We start from the raw sequence: 16,354 nt of genomic DNA, 5'->3' as shown, positions 1-16,354 counted from the left end.
CCGGTCACCCCTGCCGCCCTTTACCCGTCAGCTCGGTTCGGCGATGCGGCGCAGGTGCGCGTCGACGTCGAAGCCGTGTTCCTCCAGCCGCCGCCGGGCCAGCAGGAGCTCGTCGGGGGTGAACAGCTCCGCGTACTCCTCGCGGAGCATCGTCGCCTCGGAGCTGCGGCCCAGCTGGTTCTTCTCCCAGAGGACCGTGAACCCGCCCGCCGTGCCCGCCCCGCGGAGCAGCAGGCGGGCCGCCTCGACGCCGCCGTGCTCGAGCACCATCCGTTCGAACTGGGCGGGCCGGTAGCCGTAATCCTTGGCCAGGACCCGGCAGCCGTCGAGCAGATCCTCGGTGAACCGCGCGGCGAGCCGGGGATCGGCCGGGACGGATGCGGCTGGTTCGGGCATGGGACACCTCTCGACGGGACGGCTTCCCAGATTAATCGCGATCCGGCCCCGTTTTGCTACGCCATTCGTGCAACGAATCGGCGAAGAGCACTCTCCGTGGCGCGAATATCGGGCAAAACCGGCGAATCGCACCGTTGTCCGCGCCCACGACTACGCGGACTGTGGCGTACAGCGACGCCCGTGTCCACTATGGACAGACGGCTCACCAGCCGAACAGGCCGCCCATGATCCGGGCGCAGCGGGCCGTCATCGCCCCGGCGTCCTCGTCCGGGCGGTCGATCCACCAGCTGATCAGCGAGTCGACCACGCCCGTCCAGACCTGCGCGACGGCGTCGATGTCCACCGGGTCCCCCAGGCCACGCGACGTCAGCAGCTGCGTCGCGCCGAGCACGGCGAAGGCGTCCAGGCGGCGCCGGTAGTCCGCGGCCGCGGCGGCGATCTCGCCGGTGGACGGCACCGTCGGGTCGCGCAGCAGGCGCCACGCGTAGCGGTCGTGGTCGAACGTCGTGAAGATCGCGGCCAGCACCTTGAGCGGCATCTGGTCGGGCTCGCCGCCGGCCGCCATGGTCGTCGCGACGCCTTCGGTGAGCCGGTCGCCCGCCCGGTGCAGGCAGGCCAGGTAGAGCCCCTCCTTCGAGCCGAAGTACTGGTACAGCAGCGGCTTCGTGACGCCGACCCGGCGCGCGATCTCGACCATGGACGCGCCCGAGTACCCCGCCCGGCCGAACTCCTCGGTGCCGGCCACGACGAGCTGGGCCACGCGCTCTTCGCGGGGCATGCCCTTGGTCCCGACCGCCCTTGACTCCGTCACGCGCGAGAGCCTACCGTGCGTAAAGTGACCCTAGGGTAAGTTACCTTCGGGTCAGATTGAGGAGGCGACGTGGCCGAGTTCCTGGCGCACCTGCGCGACCCCGTGCTGTTCGCGATCCCGGTGTTCGTGCTGTTCGTGGCGATCGAAATCGTCGCCGTGCACGCGCTCGGCCACGACGACAACGTGGTGGGCTACAGCGTCGCCGACACGCGCACGAGCATGCTGATGGGCACGGTCGCGGTCGGGGTCAACGCGCTGTTCCGGCTGGTGATGCTGGTCGTGTTCGCGGCGCTGTTCGAGCTGGCGCCGGTGAAGTTCGACCCGCGCGACTGGTGGACGTGGGTGCTCATGCTGCTCGGCCAGGAACTGGTGTTCTACGCCTACCACCGCGCCAGCCACCGCGTGCGGCTGCTGTGGGCCGGGCACCAGGTGCACCACTCCAGCGAGCACTACAACTTCTCGACCGCGCTGCGCCAGAAGTGGACCCCGTACTTCCAGCTGCCGTTCTGGTCGGTGCTCGCGCTGTGCGGGATCCCGCCGTGGATGATCCTGACCGGCCTGTCGATCGACCTGGTCTACCAGTTCTTCGTGCACACCGAGAAGGTCGGCAAGCTGCCGCGCTGGTTCGAGTACGTCTTCAACACCCCGTCGCACCACCGCGTCCACCACGGCAGCGACGCCGAATACCTGGACGCCAACTACGGCGGCATCCTCATCGTCTGGGATCGCCTGTTCGGCAGCTTCGTGCCCGAAGGCAAGCGGCCGACCTACGGGCTGACGAAGAACATCGGGACGTACAACCTGCTCAAGGTCGGCTTCCACGAGTACGGCTCGATCCTGCGCGACCTCCGCGCGGCCCGGACGTGGCGCGAGCGCGCGGGGTACGTGTTCGGGCCGCCGGGGTGGCAGCCCGAACACGTACCCGCCTGACTACGCCGTTTCCTGGAGCGCGTTCTCCGGCCTGATCGCCGCGGGCAGGCTGTCCAGGGGCGGCCGCTGCGGGGACGACAGGTCGGTCAGGACCAGTTCGCGTTCGACGCCGTCCGCCGAGGCGCCGCGCTGGAACTGTGCCAGCATCGTGGCCGGGGGGATCGCCGTGACCAGGCGGTCGTAGCGTTGCAGGCGGTCGAAGAGCGTCTGCATGATCTGGCCGGACATCCGGCCCAGCGCCTGCGTGCTCTGGTGCCGGTGCACGCGGTGGCCGAGGTCGACCTGGGCGAGCGCGTCGAGGCCGCGCAGTTCCAGCAGGTCGATGAGGTGCCCGATCTCGACGCCGTAGTTGACGACGAACGGGATGCTTTCCAGCACTTCGCGGCGCCCGGCGTACTCGCCGGCCAGTGGCTGGACGAAGCCGGACAGCTCCGGCCAGAACATGTTGAGCAGCGGCCGCGCGACGAGTTCGGTGACCCGGCCGCCGCCTTCCGGCTCGCTGCCCGCCGCGCCGTTCAGCGGGCGGTGGTAGAAGCCCTTCACGTAGGCCACCGACGGGTCGGTGAGCAGCGGGCCGAGCAGCCCGGTGACGTAGTCGGTGGTGAAGTCGTACAGGTCGCCGTCGACGAAGACGACGAGGTCGCCGGTGGTCGCGGCGACACCCTTCCAGAGCGCTTCGCCCTTGCCCGCCAAGCTTTCGAGGGCGGGGAAGACGGCGTCCTGCGCGACGACGGCCGCCCCCGCCGCCGCGGCCACCTCCGCGGTGGCGTCGGTCGAGTGGCTGTCGACGACGAGGATCTCGTCGACCAGCAGACCGTGCAGCTCTTCGCGGATGGCCGTGACGATCGCGCCGACGGTCGCTTCCTCGTTCCGGGCCGGGATGACGACGGAGACCGTGGTGCCGCGCTTGGCCGCGACCAGGTCTTCCAGCGTCCAGTCCCCCGCTTTGCTGCTGCGCCGGGCGAGCCAGGTGCCGACCTCCGGCGACACCTGCAGCCGCGCGCCGTTCCTGCTCGTGCGCATGCGTACCCCTTCCCTCGTTCGGCCTATCCCTCACCGAGGTTCGATGTGCCGCGTTTCCGCCACGACTTCGCAGTGCTACCGGGGTGTTACGAAGTGGCGGTTCCCGTTAACGCGGCGGGCGGAAAACCGGCTGACCGGCGCGGGCCGCGCCCCTAGGCTCACCGCCGATGAGCCAGTACTTCAGCATCGACGGCCAGGACGTCTGGAACCCTTCGAACGGGCCCGGGCGGCTGTTCGCGCGCTTGGCGGAGGCGCTGGTGCCGTGGGCCGGGCGGCCGTCCGGGATCGGCGTGACCCCCGGCGACCCGGACGACCACCCGATCGACGGCGCCGTCTTCGCGGAGTTCGCCGACGCGCTGGTCGCCGAGTACCGCGCGACTTCGCACCCGATCAAGCGCGGGTTGCTCGAAGGGTTCGTGGTGACGGCGGCCGTCCTGGCCCGTCGCGGCGGCTGCGCGCTGCCCGCGCTCGACGGCCCGGCCGAGACCTCCTCGCACGACGTCTCGGGCGCCCCCGCCGGACCGGACCGACTGGCGGAGCTGACGGCCGAGTACGCACGGGCGATGCCGGAATGATCGAACCGAACCGGCCGTTCCGCTGGGACCTGGTGCGCCCGGACGCTATCTCGCCAACGACCAGCCGAAGCTCGCCCCGTCGTTCCGCCGTGACCGGTGGGCCGCCGAAGACATCCGCTCCCCGGCCCACGACGACCGCACGCGCCGGGCGCTGGCCGAAGCCGTGGCCGTCGTCGAAGCCGGCCGCTCTCCCGCGGTGCGGAAGAGGCTCGTCCGCGGGCTGACGCGCGAGCCGGCGATCGCCGAACCGTGGCTGCGCGACCTCGTCAGGCGTCTTCCTCTTCGAGCATCTCTGGGGTGACCGCGGACTCGGTGTCCGGGATGTTCAGGTCCTTGGCCCGCTTGTCCGCCATCGCCAGCAGGCGGCGGATCCGGCCGGCCACCGCGTCCTTCGTCATCTGCGGGTCCGACAGCTGGCCCAGTTCCTCCAGCGACGCCTGCCGGTTCGACAGCCGCAGCTTGCCCGCCGCCAGGAGGTGGTCCGGGGCCGTGTCGCCGAGGATCTCCAGTGCCCGCTCCACCCGGGCCGCCGCCGCCACCGCCGCGCGGGCCGAACGGCGCAGGTTCGCGTCGTCGAAGTTGGCCAGGCGGTTCGCCGTCGCGCGGACTTCGCGGCGCATGCGGCGTTCCTCCCACTGCAGCACACTCGCGTGCGCGCCCAGGCGCGTCAGCAGGGCGCCGATCGCGTCGCCGTCGCGGACCACCACGCGGTCGGCTCCGCGGACCTCGCGGGACTTCGCCTGGATGCCCATCCGGCGCGCCGCGCCCACCAAGGCCAGCGCCGCTTCCGGGCCCGGGCACGTCACCTCGAGTGACGACGAGCGGCCCGGTTCGGTCAGCGACCCGTGCGCGAGGAACGCGCCCCGCCACGCCGCTTCCGCGTCGGCCACTCCCCCGGACACCACGGCTGCCGGCAGCCCGCGCACCGGGCGGCCGCGCTGGTCGATCAGGCCGGTCTGCCGGGCCAGGCCCTCACCGTCCTTCACCACGCGCACGACGTAGCGGGTGCCCTTGCGCAGCCCGCCGCTGGCCGTGATGACGTGGACGTCCGAATGGTGGCCGTACAGCTCGTGGATCTCCTTGCGCAGCCGCCGCGCGACGGAGCCCGTGTCCAGCTCCGCCTCCACGACCACCCGGCCGGCCACGATGTGCAGGCCGCCGGCGAAGCGAAGCAGCGACGCGACCTCCGCCCGGCGCGGCCCGATCTTCGTGATCTCCAGCCGGCTCAGTTCGTCCTTCACCGAAGCGGTCATCGCCATTACTGCCCCTCCCTGCCTTTCGCTCCTCCCCCGTGCTCCCCGCCCTTGCCGAGACCGAGAGCCTCCCGCATGGTCCGCGCGAGCGCATCAGGATCATGCCGTCCCGCCACTTCCGGGTCGGCCACCGCCCCCAGGTGCGCCCGGCCGCCCAGCCGTTCCGCCGCGCGCCGGAGATTCGCCGGGTCGGGCACGGAATCGCGGTCCGCGATCACGGCGTCGACCCGCAGATCGGGCGCGTGCTCGAAGAGTACGTCGAGATGCCGCTCCGGAGAGAATCCCGCGGTTTCCCCCGGCTGGGGGACAAGGTTGAGCACGATCACCTTCGTCGCGGCCGTCCGCACGAGCGCGTCGTGCAACCCCGGCACGAGCAGGTGCGGGAGAACACTGGTGAACCACGAGCCCGGACCGAGGAACACGACGTCGGCGTTCAGCACCGCTTCCACCGCTTCGTCGCACGCCAGCGGCGGCCGCCCGGACCGGCCCGGCGAGCGCAGGCTGACCCGCCGCACCTGCCCCGGTGTCGTCGCCACCGCGACCTGGCCGCGGATCGTGCGCAGCGCCGACGGGTCCTCGCTGTCGAGGCCGCTGACCTCCCCTTCGATGTCCAGGGGCTCCGGCGACATCGGCAGCACCCGGCCCGAGACGCCCATCAGCCGGCAGGCCTCGTCGAGCGCGGCGACCGGGTCGCCGAGCACCTCGAACAGCCCGGCCAGCAGCAGGTTCCCCACCGCGTGGCCGGCCAGCGCGCCGTCGCCGCCGAAGCGGTGCTGGAAGACTTCGGCCCACAGCGTGCCGCCGTCCTCCGCCGCGAAGGCGGCGAACGCCTGCCGCAGGTCGCCCGGCGGCAGCAGCCCGAGTTCGCGCCGCAGCCTGCCGGACGATCCGCCGTCGTCGGCCACGGTCACGATCGCGGTGACGTCGGGGGTCACCCGCCGCACCGCGGACAACGTGGCGTGCAGCCCGTGGCCGCCCCCGAGGGCGACCGCGCGCACGTTATTCACGACCAAGGTCGCGGTGCACCACCTTCACGGCCATTCCGTCCTCTTTGGACAGACGCTGGGCGAGCTCGACGGACAGCGCCACGCTGCGGTGCTTGCCGCCGGTGCAGCCGACGGCCAGCGTCAGGTACCGCTTGCCCTCGCGCTTGTAGCCGGCGCCGATCAGCCGCAGCAGCTGGTGGTAGCGGTCGAGGAACTCCTCGGCGCCCTCCTGCGAGAGGACGTAGTTGCGGACCTCGCCGTCGAGGCCCGTGTGCTCGCGCAGCTCCGGGATCCAGAACGGGTTCGGCAGGAACCGGACGTCCATCACCAGGTCGGCGTCCATCGGCAGGCCGTACTTGTAGCCGAACGACAGCACGGTGACCCGGGTCTGGGTGCTTGCCTCCGAGCCGAACGCGTCCTCGATCTTGGCCCGCAGGTCGTGCACCGACAGCGACGACGTGTCGAGCACCAGGTCGGCCTCTTCGCGCAGCGGCTCCAGCAGCGTCCGCTCCGCGGTGATGCCGTCGGCGAGCCGGCCGTCGCCCTGCATCGGGTGGCCCCGGCGGACGGCCTCGAAGCGCCGCACCAGCACGGCGTCGGTCGCCTCCAGGAACAGCACCCGCGGCTTGTAGCCGCGGGCGTCGAGGTCCTTGATCACCGAAGCCAGGTCGTCGGTGAACGCGCGCGAACGCACGTCCATCACCACCGCCACCTTCGTGATCGCGCCGCGCGCCTGCGCGCCCAGCTCCACCATGGTGGCGATCAGCTCCGGCGGCAGGTTGTCGACGACGAACCAGCCCAGGTCCTCCAGGCACTTGGCCGCCGTGCTGCGGCCCGCGCCCGACAACCCGGACACGACCGCGACCTCCATGCCGGAGCCGCGGATCTCCTCTTGCGCACTCACTGTGTTTCCCTACTCCCCTGCTCCTGTGCCGTTGCTCGCGCCGGACTCCCCGGCCAGCGCGGCGACCACGGCCTCCGCGGTGCGCCTGCCGAAGCCGGGCACCGCCTCGATCTCTTCGACCCTGGCCTGCTTGAGCTTCTTCACCGAGCCGAAATGCTTGATCAGCGCGGTGCGGCGAGCCTGCCCCAGCCCGGGCACACTGTCCAATTCGGACGTCTGCAGCCGCTTGGAGCGCTTTTCGCGGTGGTAGGCGATGGCGAAGCGGTGGGCCTCGTCACGGAGCCGTTGCAGCAGGTACAGCCCCTCCGACGTCCGCGGCAGGATCACCGGATCGGGGTCGGCGGGCAGCCAGACCTCTTCGAGCCGCTTGGCCAGCCCGATCACGGCGATGTCGGTGATGCCGAGCTCGGCCAGCACGTCCGCGGCCGCGGTGGCCTGCGGGCCCGCGCCGTCGACGACCAGCAGGTTCGGCGGGTAGGCGAACTTCTTCGGCCGGCCGGTCTCCGGGTCGAGACCGGGCTTGCTCGACTCCTCGGCGGTTTCCTTGAGATAGCGGTAGAACCGGCGCCGCACGACCTCGGCGATCGACGCGACGTCACCCTCCGTGGCCGCCTCCCGCAGCGCGAAGCGGCGGTACTCGGACTTGCGCGCGAGCCCGTCCTCGAACACCACGAGCGACGCGACGACGTCGCTGCCCTGGATGTGGCTGATGTCGATGCACTCGATGCGCAGCGGCGCGGTGTCGAGGGCCAGGAACTCCTGCAGTTCGGTGAGCGCCGCCGAGCGGGCCGTGAGGTCACCGGCGCGGCGCAGCTTGTGCTGGGTGAACGCCTCGCCCGCGTTCCGCTGCACGGTCTCGGCGAGGGCCTTCTTGTCGCCGCGCTGCGGCACCCGCAGCTGCACCCGCGAGCCGCGCAGCCCGGTCAGCCACTCCGCGACCGCGTCGGCGTCCGCCGGCAGCTCCGGCACGAGGACCTCGCGCGGCACGACCGGGCCGGCGTCGACGTCGTCGCGGGCGTCGAGGTCGGCCTCGTCGCCGTAGAACTGGGTGAGGAAGTGGTCGACCAGCGCCGGGACGTCCATCTCCTCGGCCTTGTCGATCACCCAGCCGCGCTGGCCGCGGACCCGGCCGCCCCGCACGTGGAAGACCTGGACCGCGGCTTCGAGGTCGTCGTGCGCGAACGCGACGACGTCGGCGTCCGTGCCGTCGCCGAGCACTACGGCCTGCTTCTCCATGGCACGGCGCAGCGCGCCGAGGTCGTCGCGCAGCCGGGCGGCGCGCTCGAACTCGAGGTCTCCGGACGCGGCCGCCATCTCGTTTTCCAGCCGCTTGATCATCGCGTCGGTCTTGCCGGCGAGGAAGTCACAGAAGTCCTCGACGATGGCGCGGTGCTCGTCGGCCGAGACGCGGCCCACGCACGGTGCCGAGCACTTGTCGATGTAGCCGAGCAGGCAGGGCCGGCCGATCTGGCCGTGCCGCCGGAACACCCCGGCCGAGCAGGTGCGCGCCGGGAAGACGCGCAGCAGCAGGTCGAGCGTCTCGCGGATGGCCCACGCGTGCGCGTACGGGCCGAAGTACCGGACGCCCTTCTTGCGCGCGCCGCGGTAGACGTGCAGGCGCGGGAACTCCTCGGTCAGCGTCACCGCGAGCATCGGGTAGCTCTTGTCGTCGCGGTAGCGGACGTTGAACCGGGGGTCGAACTCCTTGATCCAGTTGTACTCGAGCTGGAGCGCCTCGACCTCGGTGGCGACGACGGTCCACTCGACGCTCGCGGCCGTCGTCACCATCTGGCGGGTGCGCGGGTGCAGGCCGGAGAGGTCGGCGAAGTAGGAGTTCAGCCTGCTGCGCAGGCTTTTCGCCTTGCCGACGTAGATGACCCGCCTGGTCGCGTCACGGAACTTGTACACGCCAGGGGCCTCCGGGATGCTTCCCGGAGCGGGTCGGTAGGTGGTCGGGTCAGCCACACCCCAAGACTATGGGGCGGCACCGACAGTTTCCGCGCGCCCCCGGCGGGCCGGCCGGAAGTAGGGTGTTCGTCCGATTCCGACCTTCGTCGGTGTCCGCACCTGTGACGCGGTGGTTACTTTCCGACCGGCCGCTCCGGTCCCCGTCCGAAAGGATCACCGCCGTGACCTCTCTTCGTCTCCTCGGTGCCGCTTCCGCGGCTGCCGTCGCGCTGACCCTGGCCGGCGGCGCGGTCGCCGCCGCGGGCGTCCAGCCGAACATCGTCGGCGGCACCACCGCCCCGACGGTTTCCTGGGGTGCTCAGGTGTACGTCAACACCGCTGGCCGTGACTACCAGGGCTTCAACTGCTCGGGCACGGTCATCGCGTCGCGCTGGGTGCTGACCGCGGTGCACTGCCTCGACCAGGACGGCTCGGGGATGTACGTCCGGGTCGGCAGCAACACGCTGCTCTCGGGCACGAAGATCGCCGTCGACGGCGAGTACGAGTCCCCGAACGGCGACATCGCGCTGCTGCACCTGGCCTCGGCGACGAGCGCCTCGCCGATCTCGCTGGGCAGCTCGGACCCGGCGACCGGCAGCACCAACCAGATCTACGGCTGGGGCCGCACGACCCCGACCGGCCCGCCGGCGACGTCGCTGAAGACGGCGAACGTCCAGGTGACCGGCCGGTCCACGGACGCCTACGGCGGCCGCGCGATCCAGAGCGTCGGCATCAACGGCTCGGCGTGGAAGGGCGACTCGGGCGGCCCCGAGGTCTCCGGTGGCGTGCAGGTCGGTGTCGCGTCGACGGTCCAGAACCAGAGCGGCAGCACCACGCGCGGCACGAACAACTACGCGAGCGTGGCGGCGAGCCGGTCCTGGATCCGGACGACCGCCGGCGTCTGAGTTCCGTTGAGTTCCGTTGTTCGTGAAGGCCACCTTGAGGAACTTGTAGTTCCTGAAGGTGGCCTTCACGGCTTTTTCCGTCGGTGGGGTGTGGGATGCTCGCGGGCATGCGGATCGCCACCTGGAACGTGAACTCCATCGTCCCCCGCCTGCCGCGTGTGCTGGGTTTCCTGGAGGAGACGGCGCCGGACGTGCTGTGCCTGCAGGAGCTGAAGACCACGACGGAGAAGTTCCCGTTGACCGAGGTCGAGGCACTCGGGTACGAGGTGGCGGCGTACGGGCTGGGGCGCTGGAACGGCGTGGGGATCGTGTCGCGCGTGGGCCTGGCCGACGTGGTCCGCGGGCTGCCGGGCGAGCCGCAGTTCGACGGGGCCGCGGAGGCCCGCGCGATCGGCGCCACGTGTGGTGGGGTGCGGGTCTGGTCGGTGTACGTGCCCAACGGGCGTGAGCCGGACAACCCGCACTACGCGTACAAGCTGGAGTGGCTGGAAGCTTTGCGGTCGCTGGTGGCTTCGGAGCTTTCGGACGGGCCTTTCGCGGTCCTGGGCGACTTCAACGTGGCCCCGACGGACGCGGACGTCTGGGACATCGCGCTGTTCGCGGAGTCGACGCACGTGACGAAGCCGGAGCGGGACGCGTTGGCGCGGCTGCGGGACCTGGGGTTGTCGGACGTGTTCCCGCGGCCGCTGAAGTACGACCACCCGTTCACGTACTGGGACTACCGGGCCGGGAACTTCCCGAACAACAAGGGCATGCGGATCGACCTGGTGTACGGCAACGCGGCGTTCTCCGGCGCGGTCAAGGATTCCTATGTGGACCGTGAAGCCCGGAAGGGCAAGGGCCCGTCGGACCACGCGCCGATCGTGGTCGACCTGGACCTCTGACGCCCGGCCCCCGACCTTGCGTCAGCCGCCGGTGGCGGCGCGGTGCAGTTTGCGCAGCGCCCGGACCGCTTCCACCGCGCGGTCCCGGTCCACCGCCTGGATCGCCATCACCGCGTGGTACTCGTCGTCCGGCAGCTCCAGCCGCGCCCACGAAGCCCCGTCGGGAAAACTCACCGACAGCACCTCGCTCCAGGCGAACCGCCGGGTGATCAGCACGTTCCGGACCTCGATGCCCTCGGCGTCGGCCCGCACGCGCGCGATCGAGAACAGCATCACGCCCGCCGACAGCAGGATTCCGATGCCGACCATCGCCGCCTGGTCGGAACGCTGGAAGCGGACTCCCGTGTCGCCGTTGCGCAGCAGCACCGCCACGACCACGAACGCCGCCAGCAGCGCCACCGCCAGCACGCTGCACATGATCATCGCCCGCCGGGGGCGGACGATCAGAACCGTCTTCACGCTCACACGAAACCCCGCTCGGTCCACGGCTGGCGCAGGCTCCGCAGCACGTGCGCGGAGTCCAGGGCCGCCACCGTCGCCTCGTAGCCCTTGTCCTCCTTCGAGCCCGGACGGCCTGACCGGTCGACCGCCTGCTCGTGCGTGTCGCACGTCAGGACGCCGTTGCCGACCGGGGTGCTCTCGTCGAGCGCCACCCGGGTGAGGCCCGCCGTCACCGCGTCGCACACGTACTCGAAGTGCGGGGTGCCACCGCGGATGACCACCCCCAGCGCGACCACCGCGTCGTGGTTGCGGGCCAGCGCCTGCGCCACCACCGGGAGCTCGACCGCGCCCGCGACGTGGACGACCGTCGGGTCTTCCTCCAGCTCGGCTTCACGAGCCGCGACCAAGGCCCGCTCCAGCAGGACGTCGGTGATGTCCGCGTTCCAGCGGGTGGCGACGATGCCGAGCTTCAGCGACTTGCAGCCGGAGAGGTCCAGCTCGACATCCGGACGGCCTTCGCCGCTCACAGCGCTCCTCCGTCGGGGTGCTCGGTGCCCGCGCCGACCTGGTCGTAGTGCTCCAGCTGGGCCAGGTCGTGGCCCATCCGGTCCCGCTTGGTCCGCAGGTAGCGCAGGTTTTCCGGGTTCGGCGAGATCGGCAGCGGGACACGGCCGGTGACGCGCAGGCCGTAGCCCTCGAGGCCGATCCGCTTGGCCGGGTTGTTCGACAGCAGCCGCATGGTGCGGACGCCGAGGTCGCACAGGATCTGCGCGCCGGTGCCGTAGTCGCGGGCGTCGGCCGGGACGCCGAGGGCGAGGTTCGCGTCCACCGTGTCGGCGCCGTCGTCCTGCAGCTGGTAGGCCTGCAGCTTGTGCAGCAGGCCGATGCCGCGGCCCTCGTGGCCGCGGATGTAGAGCACGACGCCGCGGCCCTCGGTGGCCACCGCTTCCAGCGCCGCCTCCAGCTGCGGGCCGCAGTCGCAGCGCAGCGAGCCGAAGACGTCGCCGGTCAGGCACTCGGAGTGCACCCGCACGAGGATGTCCTGGCCGTCGCCGATTTCGCCGTAGACGAACGCGACGTGCTCGATGCCGTCCAGCAGCGAGTCGTAGCCGACCGCGCGGAACGTGCCCGCGGCCAGCGGGATGCGTGCCTCGGCGACGCGCTCGACCTGCTTCTCGGTCCGGCGGCGGTAGGCGATGAGGTCGGCGATGGTGATGATCGCGAGGTCGTGGTCGGCGGCGAACACCTCGAGCTCGTCGCGGCGCGCCATGTCGCCTTCGTCCTTTTGCGACACGATTTCGCAGAGCACACCCGCGGGCGCGAGCCCGGCCATCCGCGCCAGGTCGACCGAGGCCTCGGTGTGCCCGGGGCGCCGCAGCACGCCACCCTCTTTGGCGCGCAACGGGACGACGTGCCCGGGACGGCGAAAGTCCTTCGCCGTGGACTTCGGGTGCGCGAGCAGCCGGATCGTGTGCGCGCGGTCGGCGGCGGAGATGCCGGTGCTGATGCCCTCGGCGGCGTCGACCGTGACGCTGTACGCGGTGCCCCGGGCGTCCTGGTTCGTGTGGTACATCGGCGGCAGGTCCAGCCGGTCGGCCTCGGCCTCGGTCAGCGCCACGCAGACGTACCCCGAGGTGTAGCGGACCATGAAGGCCAGCAGCTCCGGCGTCGCCTTCTCGGCGGCGAAGATGAGGTCACCCTCGTTCTCGCGGTCCTCGTCGTCGACCACGACGACCGGACGGCCCGCCGCGATGTCCGCGATCGCCCGCTCGATGGCGTCGGCGTCGAAGACCGCCCCGGCGCCGCACGGGGTCCAGCCCGCTTCGGGCTCTGCCGCACTAGTTTCGCTCATGACCGCTCCTCCGTGCCGCCGTCCCGATTGTGCACCTGGTCGCGGATATGTGCCTCGGCCAGCTTTTCCACGTACTTCGCGACCACGTCGACCTCGAGGTTGACCAGGTCGCCCACTTCCCGGCCGCCGAGCGTGGTCGCTTCGAGAGTGGTCGGGATCAGCGCCACCTTGAACCGGTCGGCGGTCACCGCGGCCACCGTCAGGGAGATCCCGTCGACCGCGATCGAGCCCTTCTCGACCACGTACCGCGCCAGGTGCGCGGGCAGCGCGAACGTCGTGACGCCGTTCTCGTCGCGGCCGAGGAACACGCCGGTCCCGTCCACGTGCCCCTGCATGATGTGCCCGCCGAGCCGGCCGCCGGCCGGGGTGGCGCGTTCGAGGTTGACCCGGTCACCGACCGCGACCTTGGCCAGGCTGGACCGCTGCAGCGTCTCGTCGACGACGTCGACGGTGAACTCACCGCCCGCCACCTCGACGACCGTGAGGCAGACGCCGCTGACCGCGATCGAGTCGCCGTGCCCGGCGTCGCCGGTGACCAGCGGGCCGCGCACGCGCAGCCGGGCCGCGTTGGTCAGCTGCTCGACGGCGGTGACTTCGCCGATCTCCTCGACTATGCCGGTGAACACGTGCGCTGCCTCCTTGTGAGCCGGTCTGTGAACCGGTCCTTCCATCCAACACCCGCCGCGGCCCGGTGGCTTCTCCGGTGCCGCCGCACGTGTCAGCCGGCCCGGCCGCGGGCCGCCTGCTCGCGCAGCGCGGCGATCGCCTTGCCCGGGTCCGCGGCGCCGTAGACGGCGGATCCGGCGACGAAGCAGTCGACACCGGCCTCGGCGGCCTGTTCGATGGTCTCGTTGTTGATCCCGCCGTCGATCTCGACGACCAGCTTCAGGTGCCCGGTGTCGACCAGCCGCCGCGCGGTGCGGACCTTCTCCAGGACGTCCGCGATGAACGACTGCCCGCCGAAGCCCGGCTCGACCGACATCACCAGCAGCGTGTCGTAGTGCTTGAGCGCGTCGAGCCACGGTTCGAGCGCGGTGCCCGGCTTGAGGGACAGGCCGGCCTTCGCCCCCGCGGCGCGCAGGTTCTTCGCCAGCGCGACCGGGTCCTTCGCGGCCTCGGCGTGCACGGTGACGTTGTAGGCGCCGGCCTCGGCGTAGCCGATCGCCCAGCGGTCCGGGTCGTCGATCATCAGGTGGCAGTCGATCGGCACGTCGGTGCTCTTGAGCAGCGCCTGGACGACGGGCAGGCCGAGGGTCAGGTTGGGCACGAAGTGCGCGTCCATGACGTCGACGTGGACCCAGTCGGCGCGGGTCTCCGAACCGGCGGCCACGGCGGCGATCTCCTCGCCGAGCCGGGCGAAGTCCGCCGCGAGGATGCTGGGTGCGATCAAAGGTCGGTCTGCCACGTCCCGAGTGTAGGAGGACGGCGCTAACGCTCGCTAACCGGTTGTGACCAGGATCTGGCTCCGGAGAGGGAGGTCACGGGCACGGGTGCCGCCTTACGCTCGGCGGCATGCCCGGTTTCCTCCAGTCCTTGCCGCGGATCGGCAGCTACCGCAGCCTTCCGTACGCCGTCGCGAGCCTCGCGATGGCCGCGCCGATGTCCCTCTTCGCCTTCGCCGTCGCGGTGTCGTTCGAAGCCGACTCCCGGGTCCGCGCCGTCATCGCCGTGGTCGCGCTCGCGGTGCTGATGGGGCTGCTGGGCCTGCTGGGACCGGTCCGGCGCCTGGGCATCGGCCTCGCCAACGGCCTGCTCGGCATCGGCCTGCCCACTCCGGCCCGGCGCCCGGACGCCGGCTCGCGGCTGCGGTCGGGCCTGTGGTTCGCGCTGCACACGGCGGTGAGCGGGGTCCTGGTCACCGTTCTGGGGTTCCTCGCGATCACGATGTTCGTGCCGCTGGCGTGGCTGACCGGCGGCCAGGACCGGATCAGCTTCTTCTGGAACGACGTCCCGCTCGGCGCCTGGACGATCCCGTTCGGCCTCGCGATGCTCTTCGTGGCGCTCGTCGTCGCCGCGGCCGCCACCACCGGTTTCCGGGTCGGCGCCACGACGCTGCTGGGCCCGTCCGCGGCCGAGCTCGCGGCGGCCGCCGAGCAGCGCGCGGCCGTCCTCGCCCAGCGCAACCGCCTGGCGCGCGAGCTGCACGACTCCATCGGGCACACGCTCACGACGTCGACCATCCAGGCGGCGGCCGCGGCCGAGCTGGTCGAGGCCGACCCGGCCCAGGTCCGGAGGGCGCTCGGCACGATCGAAGAAGCCTCCCGCAGCGCACTCGAAGATCTCGACCACGTCCTGGGCCTGCTTCGCGAGGAGCCGGCCGCGAAAGAGCCGACGCGCACACTGGCCGAAGTGGACGTCCTCGCCGTGCGGGCCCGCGAAGCCGGGCTCGACGTCCGCCTGACCGTCACCGGGCCGGTCGCCGCGCTGCCCGCCGCGGTGTCGCGCGAGGGCTACCGGATCGTCCAGGAGGGCCTGACCAACGCGCTGCGCCACGCCGGCCCCGGCGAGGTGGACGTGCGGGTCGAGGCCGGGCCGGACCGGCTGGCCATCGCCGTCGTCAACGCGCTGCCCGGCGAGCGGCCGCGGACCGGGCGGCACGGGCTGGCCGGGCTCGCCGAGCGCGTCGAGGCCCTGCGCGGCGAGCTCGACGCCGGCCCGGACGACGGCCGCTGGCGGCTGAGCGCGACCATCCCGCTGCGGGCGGGCGCGTGACCCCCACCGTGCTGCTCGCCGACGACGAACCGCTGGTCCGCACCGGGCTGCGGGCCCTGCTGGAGCAGCAGGGCCTCCCGGTGGCCGGCGAGGCGGCCGACGGCGGCGAGGTGCTGCCCGAAGTGCGGCGGACCCGGCCGGACGTCGTGCTGATGGACGTCCGGATGCCCGGCACCGACGGCATCGAGGCCACCCGGCAGGTGCTCGCGGCGCTCGCGGAACCGCCGAAGATCCTGGTCGTCACGACGTTCGACAACGACGACTACGTGCACGAGGCGCTGCTGGCCGGGGCGAGCGGGTTCCTGCTGAAGCGGGCGCGCAAGGAGGAGATCGCCCACGCCGTGCGGACCGTCGCCGCCGGCGAGTCGCTGCTGTTCCCGGAGGCGATCCGGCGCCTGGTCAGCGGGCGCCGCCCGGACGGGAAGCACACGCGCGCGGCGAAGACGCTCACCCGCCGCGAAGCCGAGGTGCTCCGGCTGATCGCCACCGGGCTGTCCAATCAGGACATCGCGGCGGCGCTGGTGATCAGCCTCGAGACGGTGAAGACCCACGTGGGCAACATCTTCGCGAAGCTCGGCGCCGGAAACCGCAGCCAGGCGGTGGTCATCGCGTACGAAGCCGGGGTGGTCCGGCCGGGGCACGCCGCCGATCGCTGACCGGCGTGGTGGGGTATACCCCAGGAAGATCCGGCGGTCTGCCCCATCCCGCCGCCTGTCCCGGCCCCCTAGCGTGGAG

18 protein-coding genes are annotated in these 16,354 nt (G+C 71.8%); 6 read left to right on the top strand and 12 right to left on the bottom strand.

Annotated features, from left to right (window positions below; genetic code table 11):
* Positions 1–27: 27 nt before the first annotated feature.
* Positions 28–396, bottom strand: a complete 369-nt coding sequence (locus tag A3CE_RS0137560) for a hypothetical protein (RefSeq protein WP_020645253.1) — start codon at positions 394–396, stop codon at positions 28–30.
* 202 nt (positions 397–598) lie between these two features.
* Positions 599–1,207, bottom strand: coding sequence for a TetR/AcrR family transcriptional regulator (locus A3CE_RS0137555; protein WP_245589647.1), 609 nt, complete (start codon positions 1,205–1,207; stop codon positions 599–601).
* Positions 1,208–1,276: 69 nt separating this feature from the next.
* Here A3CE_RS0137555 and A3CE_RS0137550 point away from each other — a divergent pair, with 69 nt between their 5' ends.
* Positions 1,277–2,137: a sterol desaturase family protein gene (locus A3CE_RS0137550; RefSeq protein WP_020645251.1), complete on the top strand. Its 861-nt coding sequence runs from the start codon at positions 1,277–1,279 to the stop codon at positions 2,135–2,137.
* On the opposite strand, the gene A3CE_RS0137545 is transcribed toward A3CE_RS0137550, so the two are convergent.
* Positions 2,138–3,160 carry a glucosyl-3-phosphoglycerate synthase gene (locus A3CE_RS0137545; protein WP_020645250.1) on the bottom strand — a complete coding sequence of 341 codons (1,023 nt, stop codon included), beginning with the start codon at positions 3,158–3,160 and terminating at the stop codon, positions 2,138–2,140. It abuts the gene before it with no gap.
* 167 nt (positions 3,161–3,327) lie between these two features.
* Here A3CE_RS0137545 and A3CE_RS0137540 point away from each other — a divergent pair, with 167 nt between their 5' ends.
* Positions 3,328–3,735, top strand: coding sequence for a DUF6086 family protein (locus A3CE_RS0137540; protein WP_020645249.1), 408 nt, complete (start codon positions 3,328–3,330; stop codon positions 3,733–3,735).
* Between the two features lie 266 nt (positions 3,736–4,001).
* Here A3CE_RS0137540 and whiA read toward each other — a convergent pair whose 3' ends face one another.
* The 4 genes from whiA to uvrC are packed head-to-tail and all read right to left on the bottom strand — an operon-like array spanning position 4,002 to position 8,843.
* Positions 4,002–4,994: a DNA-binding protein WhiA gene (gene whiA / locus A3CE_RS0137535; protein ID WP_020645248.1), complete on the bottom strand. Its 993-nt coding sequence runs from the start codon at positions 4,992–4,994 to the stop codon at positions 4,002–4,004.
* Positions 4,994–5,986 (bottom strand): gluconeogenesis factor YvcK family protein, encoded by a 993-nt coding sequence (locus A3CE_RS0137530; RefSeq protein WP_020645247.1) that lies wholly within the window; start codon positions 5,984–5,986, stop codon positions 4,994–4,996. The genes whiA and A3CE_RS0137530 overlap by 1 nt, the downstream gene beginning before the upstream one ends.
* A 1-nt stretch (position 5,987) precedes the next feature.
* Complete coding sequence (gene rapZ, locus A3CE_RS0137525; RefSeq protein WP_003101350.1) at positions 5,988–6,845, bottom strand: RNase adapter RapZ; 858 nt, start codon at positions 6,843–6,845, stop codon at positions 5,988–5,990.
* A 42-nt stretch (positions 6,846–6,887) separates the two neighbouring features.
* Positions 6,888–8,843 carry an excinuclease ABC subunit UvrC gene (gene uvrC / locus A3CE_RS0137520; RefSeq protein WP_084641908.1) on the bottom strand — a complete coding sequence of 652 codons (1,956 nt, stop codon included), beginning with the start codon at positions 8,841–8,843 and terminating at the stop codon, positions 6,888–6,890.
* Positions 8,844–9,007: 164 nt separating this feature from the next.
* On the opposite strand from uvrC, the gene A3CE_RS0137515 reads away from it, so the two are divergent.
* Both A3CE_RS0137515 and A3CE_RS0137510 read left to right on the top strand, forming a co-directional pair.
* Entirely contained in the window at positions 9,008–9,730 is a 723-nt protein-coding gene (locus tag A3CE_RS0137515; protein WP_020645245.1) for a S1 family peptidase, read from the top strand.
* 107 nt (positions 9,731–9,837) lie between these two features.
* Entirely contained in the window at positions 9,838–10,614 is a 777-nt protein-coding gene (locus A3CE_RS0137510) for an exodeoxyribonuclease III (protein ID WP_026469233.1), read from the top strand.
* Between the two features lie 21 nt (positions 10,615–10,635).
* Here the strand turns inward: A3CE_RS0137510 and A3CE_RS0137505 are convergent, their stop codons facing one another.
* From A3CE_RS0137505 to rpe, 5 genes are all read right to left on the bottom strand, one after another.
* Positions 10,636–11,079 carry a PH domain-containing protein gene (locus tag A3CE_RS0137505; RefSeq protein ID WP_020645243.1) on the bottom strand — a complete coding sequence of 148 codons (444 nt, stop codon included), beginning with the start codon at positions 11,077–11,079 and terminating at the stop codon, positions 10,636–10,638.
* On the bottom strand, positions 11,076–11,582 hold the full coding sequence (gene ribH, locus A3CE_RS0137500; protein ID WP_020645242.1) for a 6,7-dimethyl-8-ribityllumazine synthase: 507 nt from the start codon (positions 11,580–11,582) through the stop codon (positions 11,076–11,078). The genes A3CE_RS0137505 and ribH overlap by 4 nt, the downstream gene beginning before the upstream one ends.
* Positions 11,579–12,907 carry a bifunctional 3,4-dihydroxy-2-butanone-4-phosphate synthase/GTP cyclohydrolase II gene (locus A3CE_RS0137495; protein ID WP_020645241.1) on the bottom strand — a complete coding sequence of 443 codons (1,329 nt, stop codon included), beginning with the start codon at positions 12,905–12,907 and terminating at the stop codon, positions 11,579–11,581. Before A3CE_RS0137495 ends, ribH begins: the two co-directional genes overlap by 4 nt.
* The gene (locus A3CE_RS0137490; protein ID WP_020645240.1) at positions 12,904–13,533 is read right to left on the bottom strand and encodes a riboflavin synthase; all 630 of its coding nucleotides are present in this window, start codon (positions 13,531–13,533) and stop codon (positions 12,904–12,906) included. The genes A3CE_RS0137495 and A3CE_RS0137490 overlap by 4 nt, the downstream gene beginning before the upstream one ends.
* A 92-nt stretch (positions 13,534–13,625) precedes the next feature.
* The gene (rpe, locus tag A3CE_RS0137485) at positions 13,626–14,297 is read right to left on the bottom strand and encodes a ribulose-phosphate 3-epimerase (protein ID WP_020645239.1); all 672 of its coding nucleotides are present in this window, start codon (positions 14,295–14,297) and stop codon (positions 13,626–13,628) included.
* A 122-nt stretch (positions 14,298–14,419) separates the two neighbouring features.
* Between rpe and A3CE_RS0137480 the strand changes: the two genes are divergently transcribed.
* Positions 14,420–15,619 (top strand): sensor histidine kinase, encoded by a 1,200-nt coding sequence (locus A3CE_RS0137480; protein WP_020645238.1) that lies wholly within the window; start codon positions 14,420–14,422, stop codon positions 15,617–15,619.
* Positions 15,616–16,275, top strand: coding sequence for a response regulator transcription factor (locus tag A3CE_RS0137475; RefSeq protein ID WP_020645237.1), 660 nt, complete (start codon positions 15,616–15,618; stop codon positions 16,273–16,275). The genes A3CE_RS0137480 and A3CE_RS0137475 overlap by 4 nt, the downstream gene beginning before the upstream one ends.
* The last annotated feature ends 79 nt before the right edge of the window (positions 16,276–16,354 follow it).

Source organism: Amycolatopsis balhimycina FH 1894, from assembly GCF_000384295.1.
Taxonomy (GTDB): Bacteria; Actinomycetota; Actinomycetes; order Mycobacteriales; family Pseudonocardiaceae; genus Amycolatopsis; species Amycolatopsis balhimycina.
This window is presented reverse-complemented; position numbering and strand designations above follow the sequence as displayed.

Bases quoted from the DNA above. Each gene is read 5' to 3' on its own strand.
- rapZ (WP_003101350.1), bottom strand. From the start codon at position 6,845: ATGGAGGTCGCGGTCGTGTCCGGGTTGTCGGGCGCGGGCCGCAGCACG.
- A3CE_RS0137510 (WP_026469233.1), top strand. From the start codon at position 9,838: ATGCGGATCGCCACCTGGAACGTGAACTCCATCGTCCCCCGCCTGCCG.
- A3CE_RS0137480 (WP_020645238.1), top strand. From the start codon at position 14,420: ATGCCCGGTTTCCTCCAGTCCTTGCCGCGGATCGGCAGCTACCGCAGC.
- A3CE_RS0137495 (WP_020645241.1), bottom strand. From the start codon at position 12,907: ATGAGCGAAACTAGTGCGGCAGAGCCCGAAGCGGGCTGGACCCCGTGC.
- whiA (WP_020645248.1), bottom strand. From the start codon at position 4,994: ATGGCGATGACCGCTTCGGTGAAGGACGAACTGAGCCGGCTGGAGATC.
- A3CE_RS0137560 (WP_020645253.1), bottom strand. From the start codon at position 396: ATGCCCGAACCAGCCGCATCCGTCCCGGCCGATCCCCGGCTCGCCGCG.
- A3CE_RS0137545 (WP_020645250.1), bottom strand. From the start codon at position 3,160: ATGCGCACGAGCAGGAACGGCGCGCGGCTGCAGGTGTCGCCGGAGGTC.
- A3CE_RS0137540 (WP_020645249.1), top strand. From the start codon at position 3,328: ATGAGCCAGTACTTCAGCATCGACGGCCAGGACGTCTGGAACCCTTCG.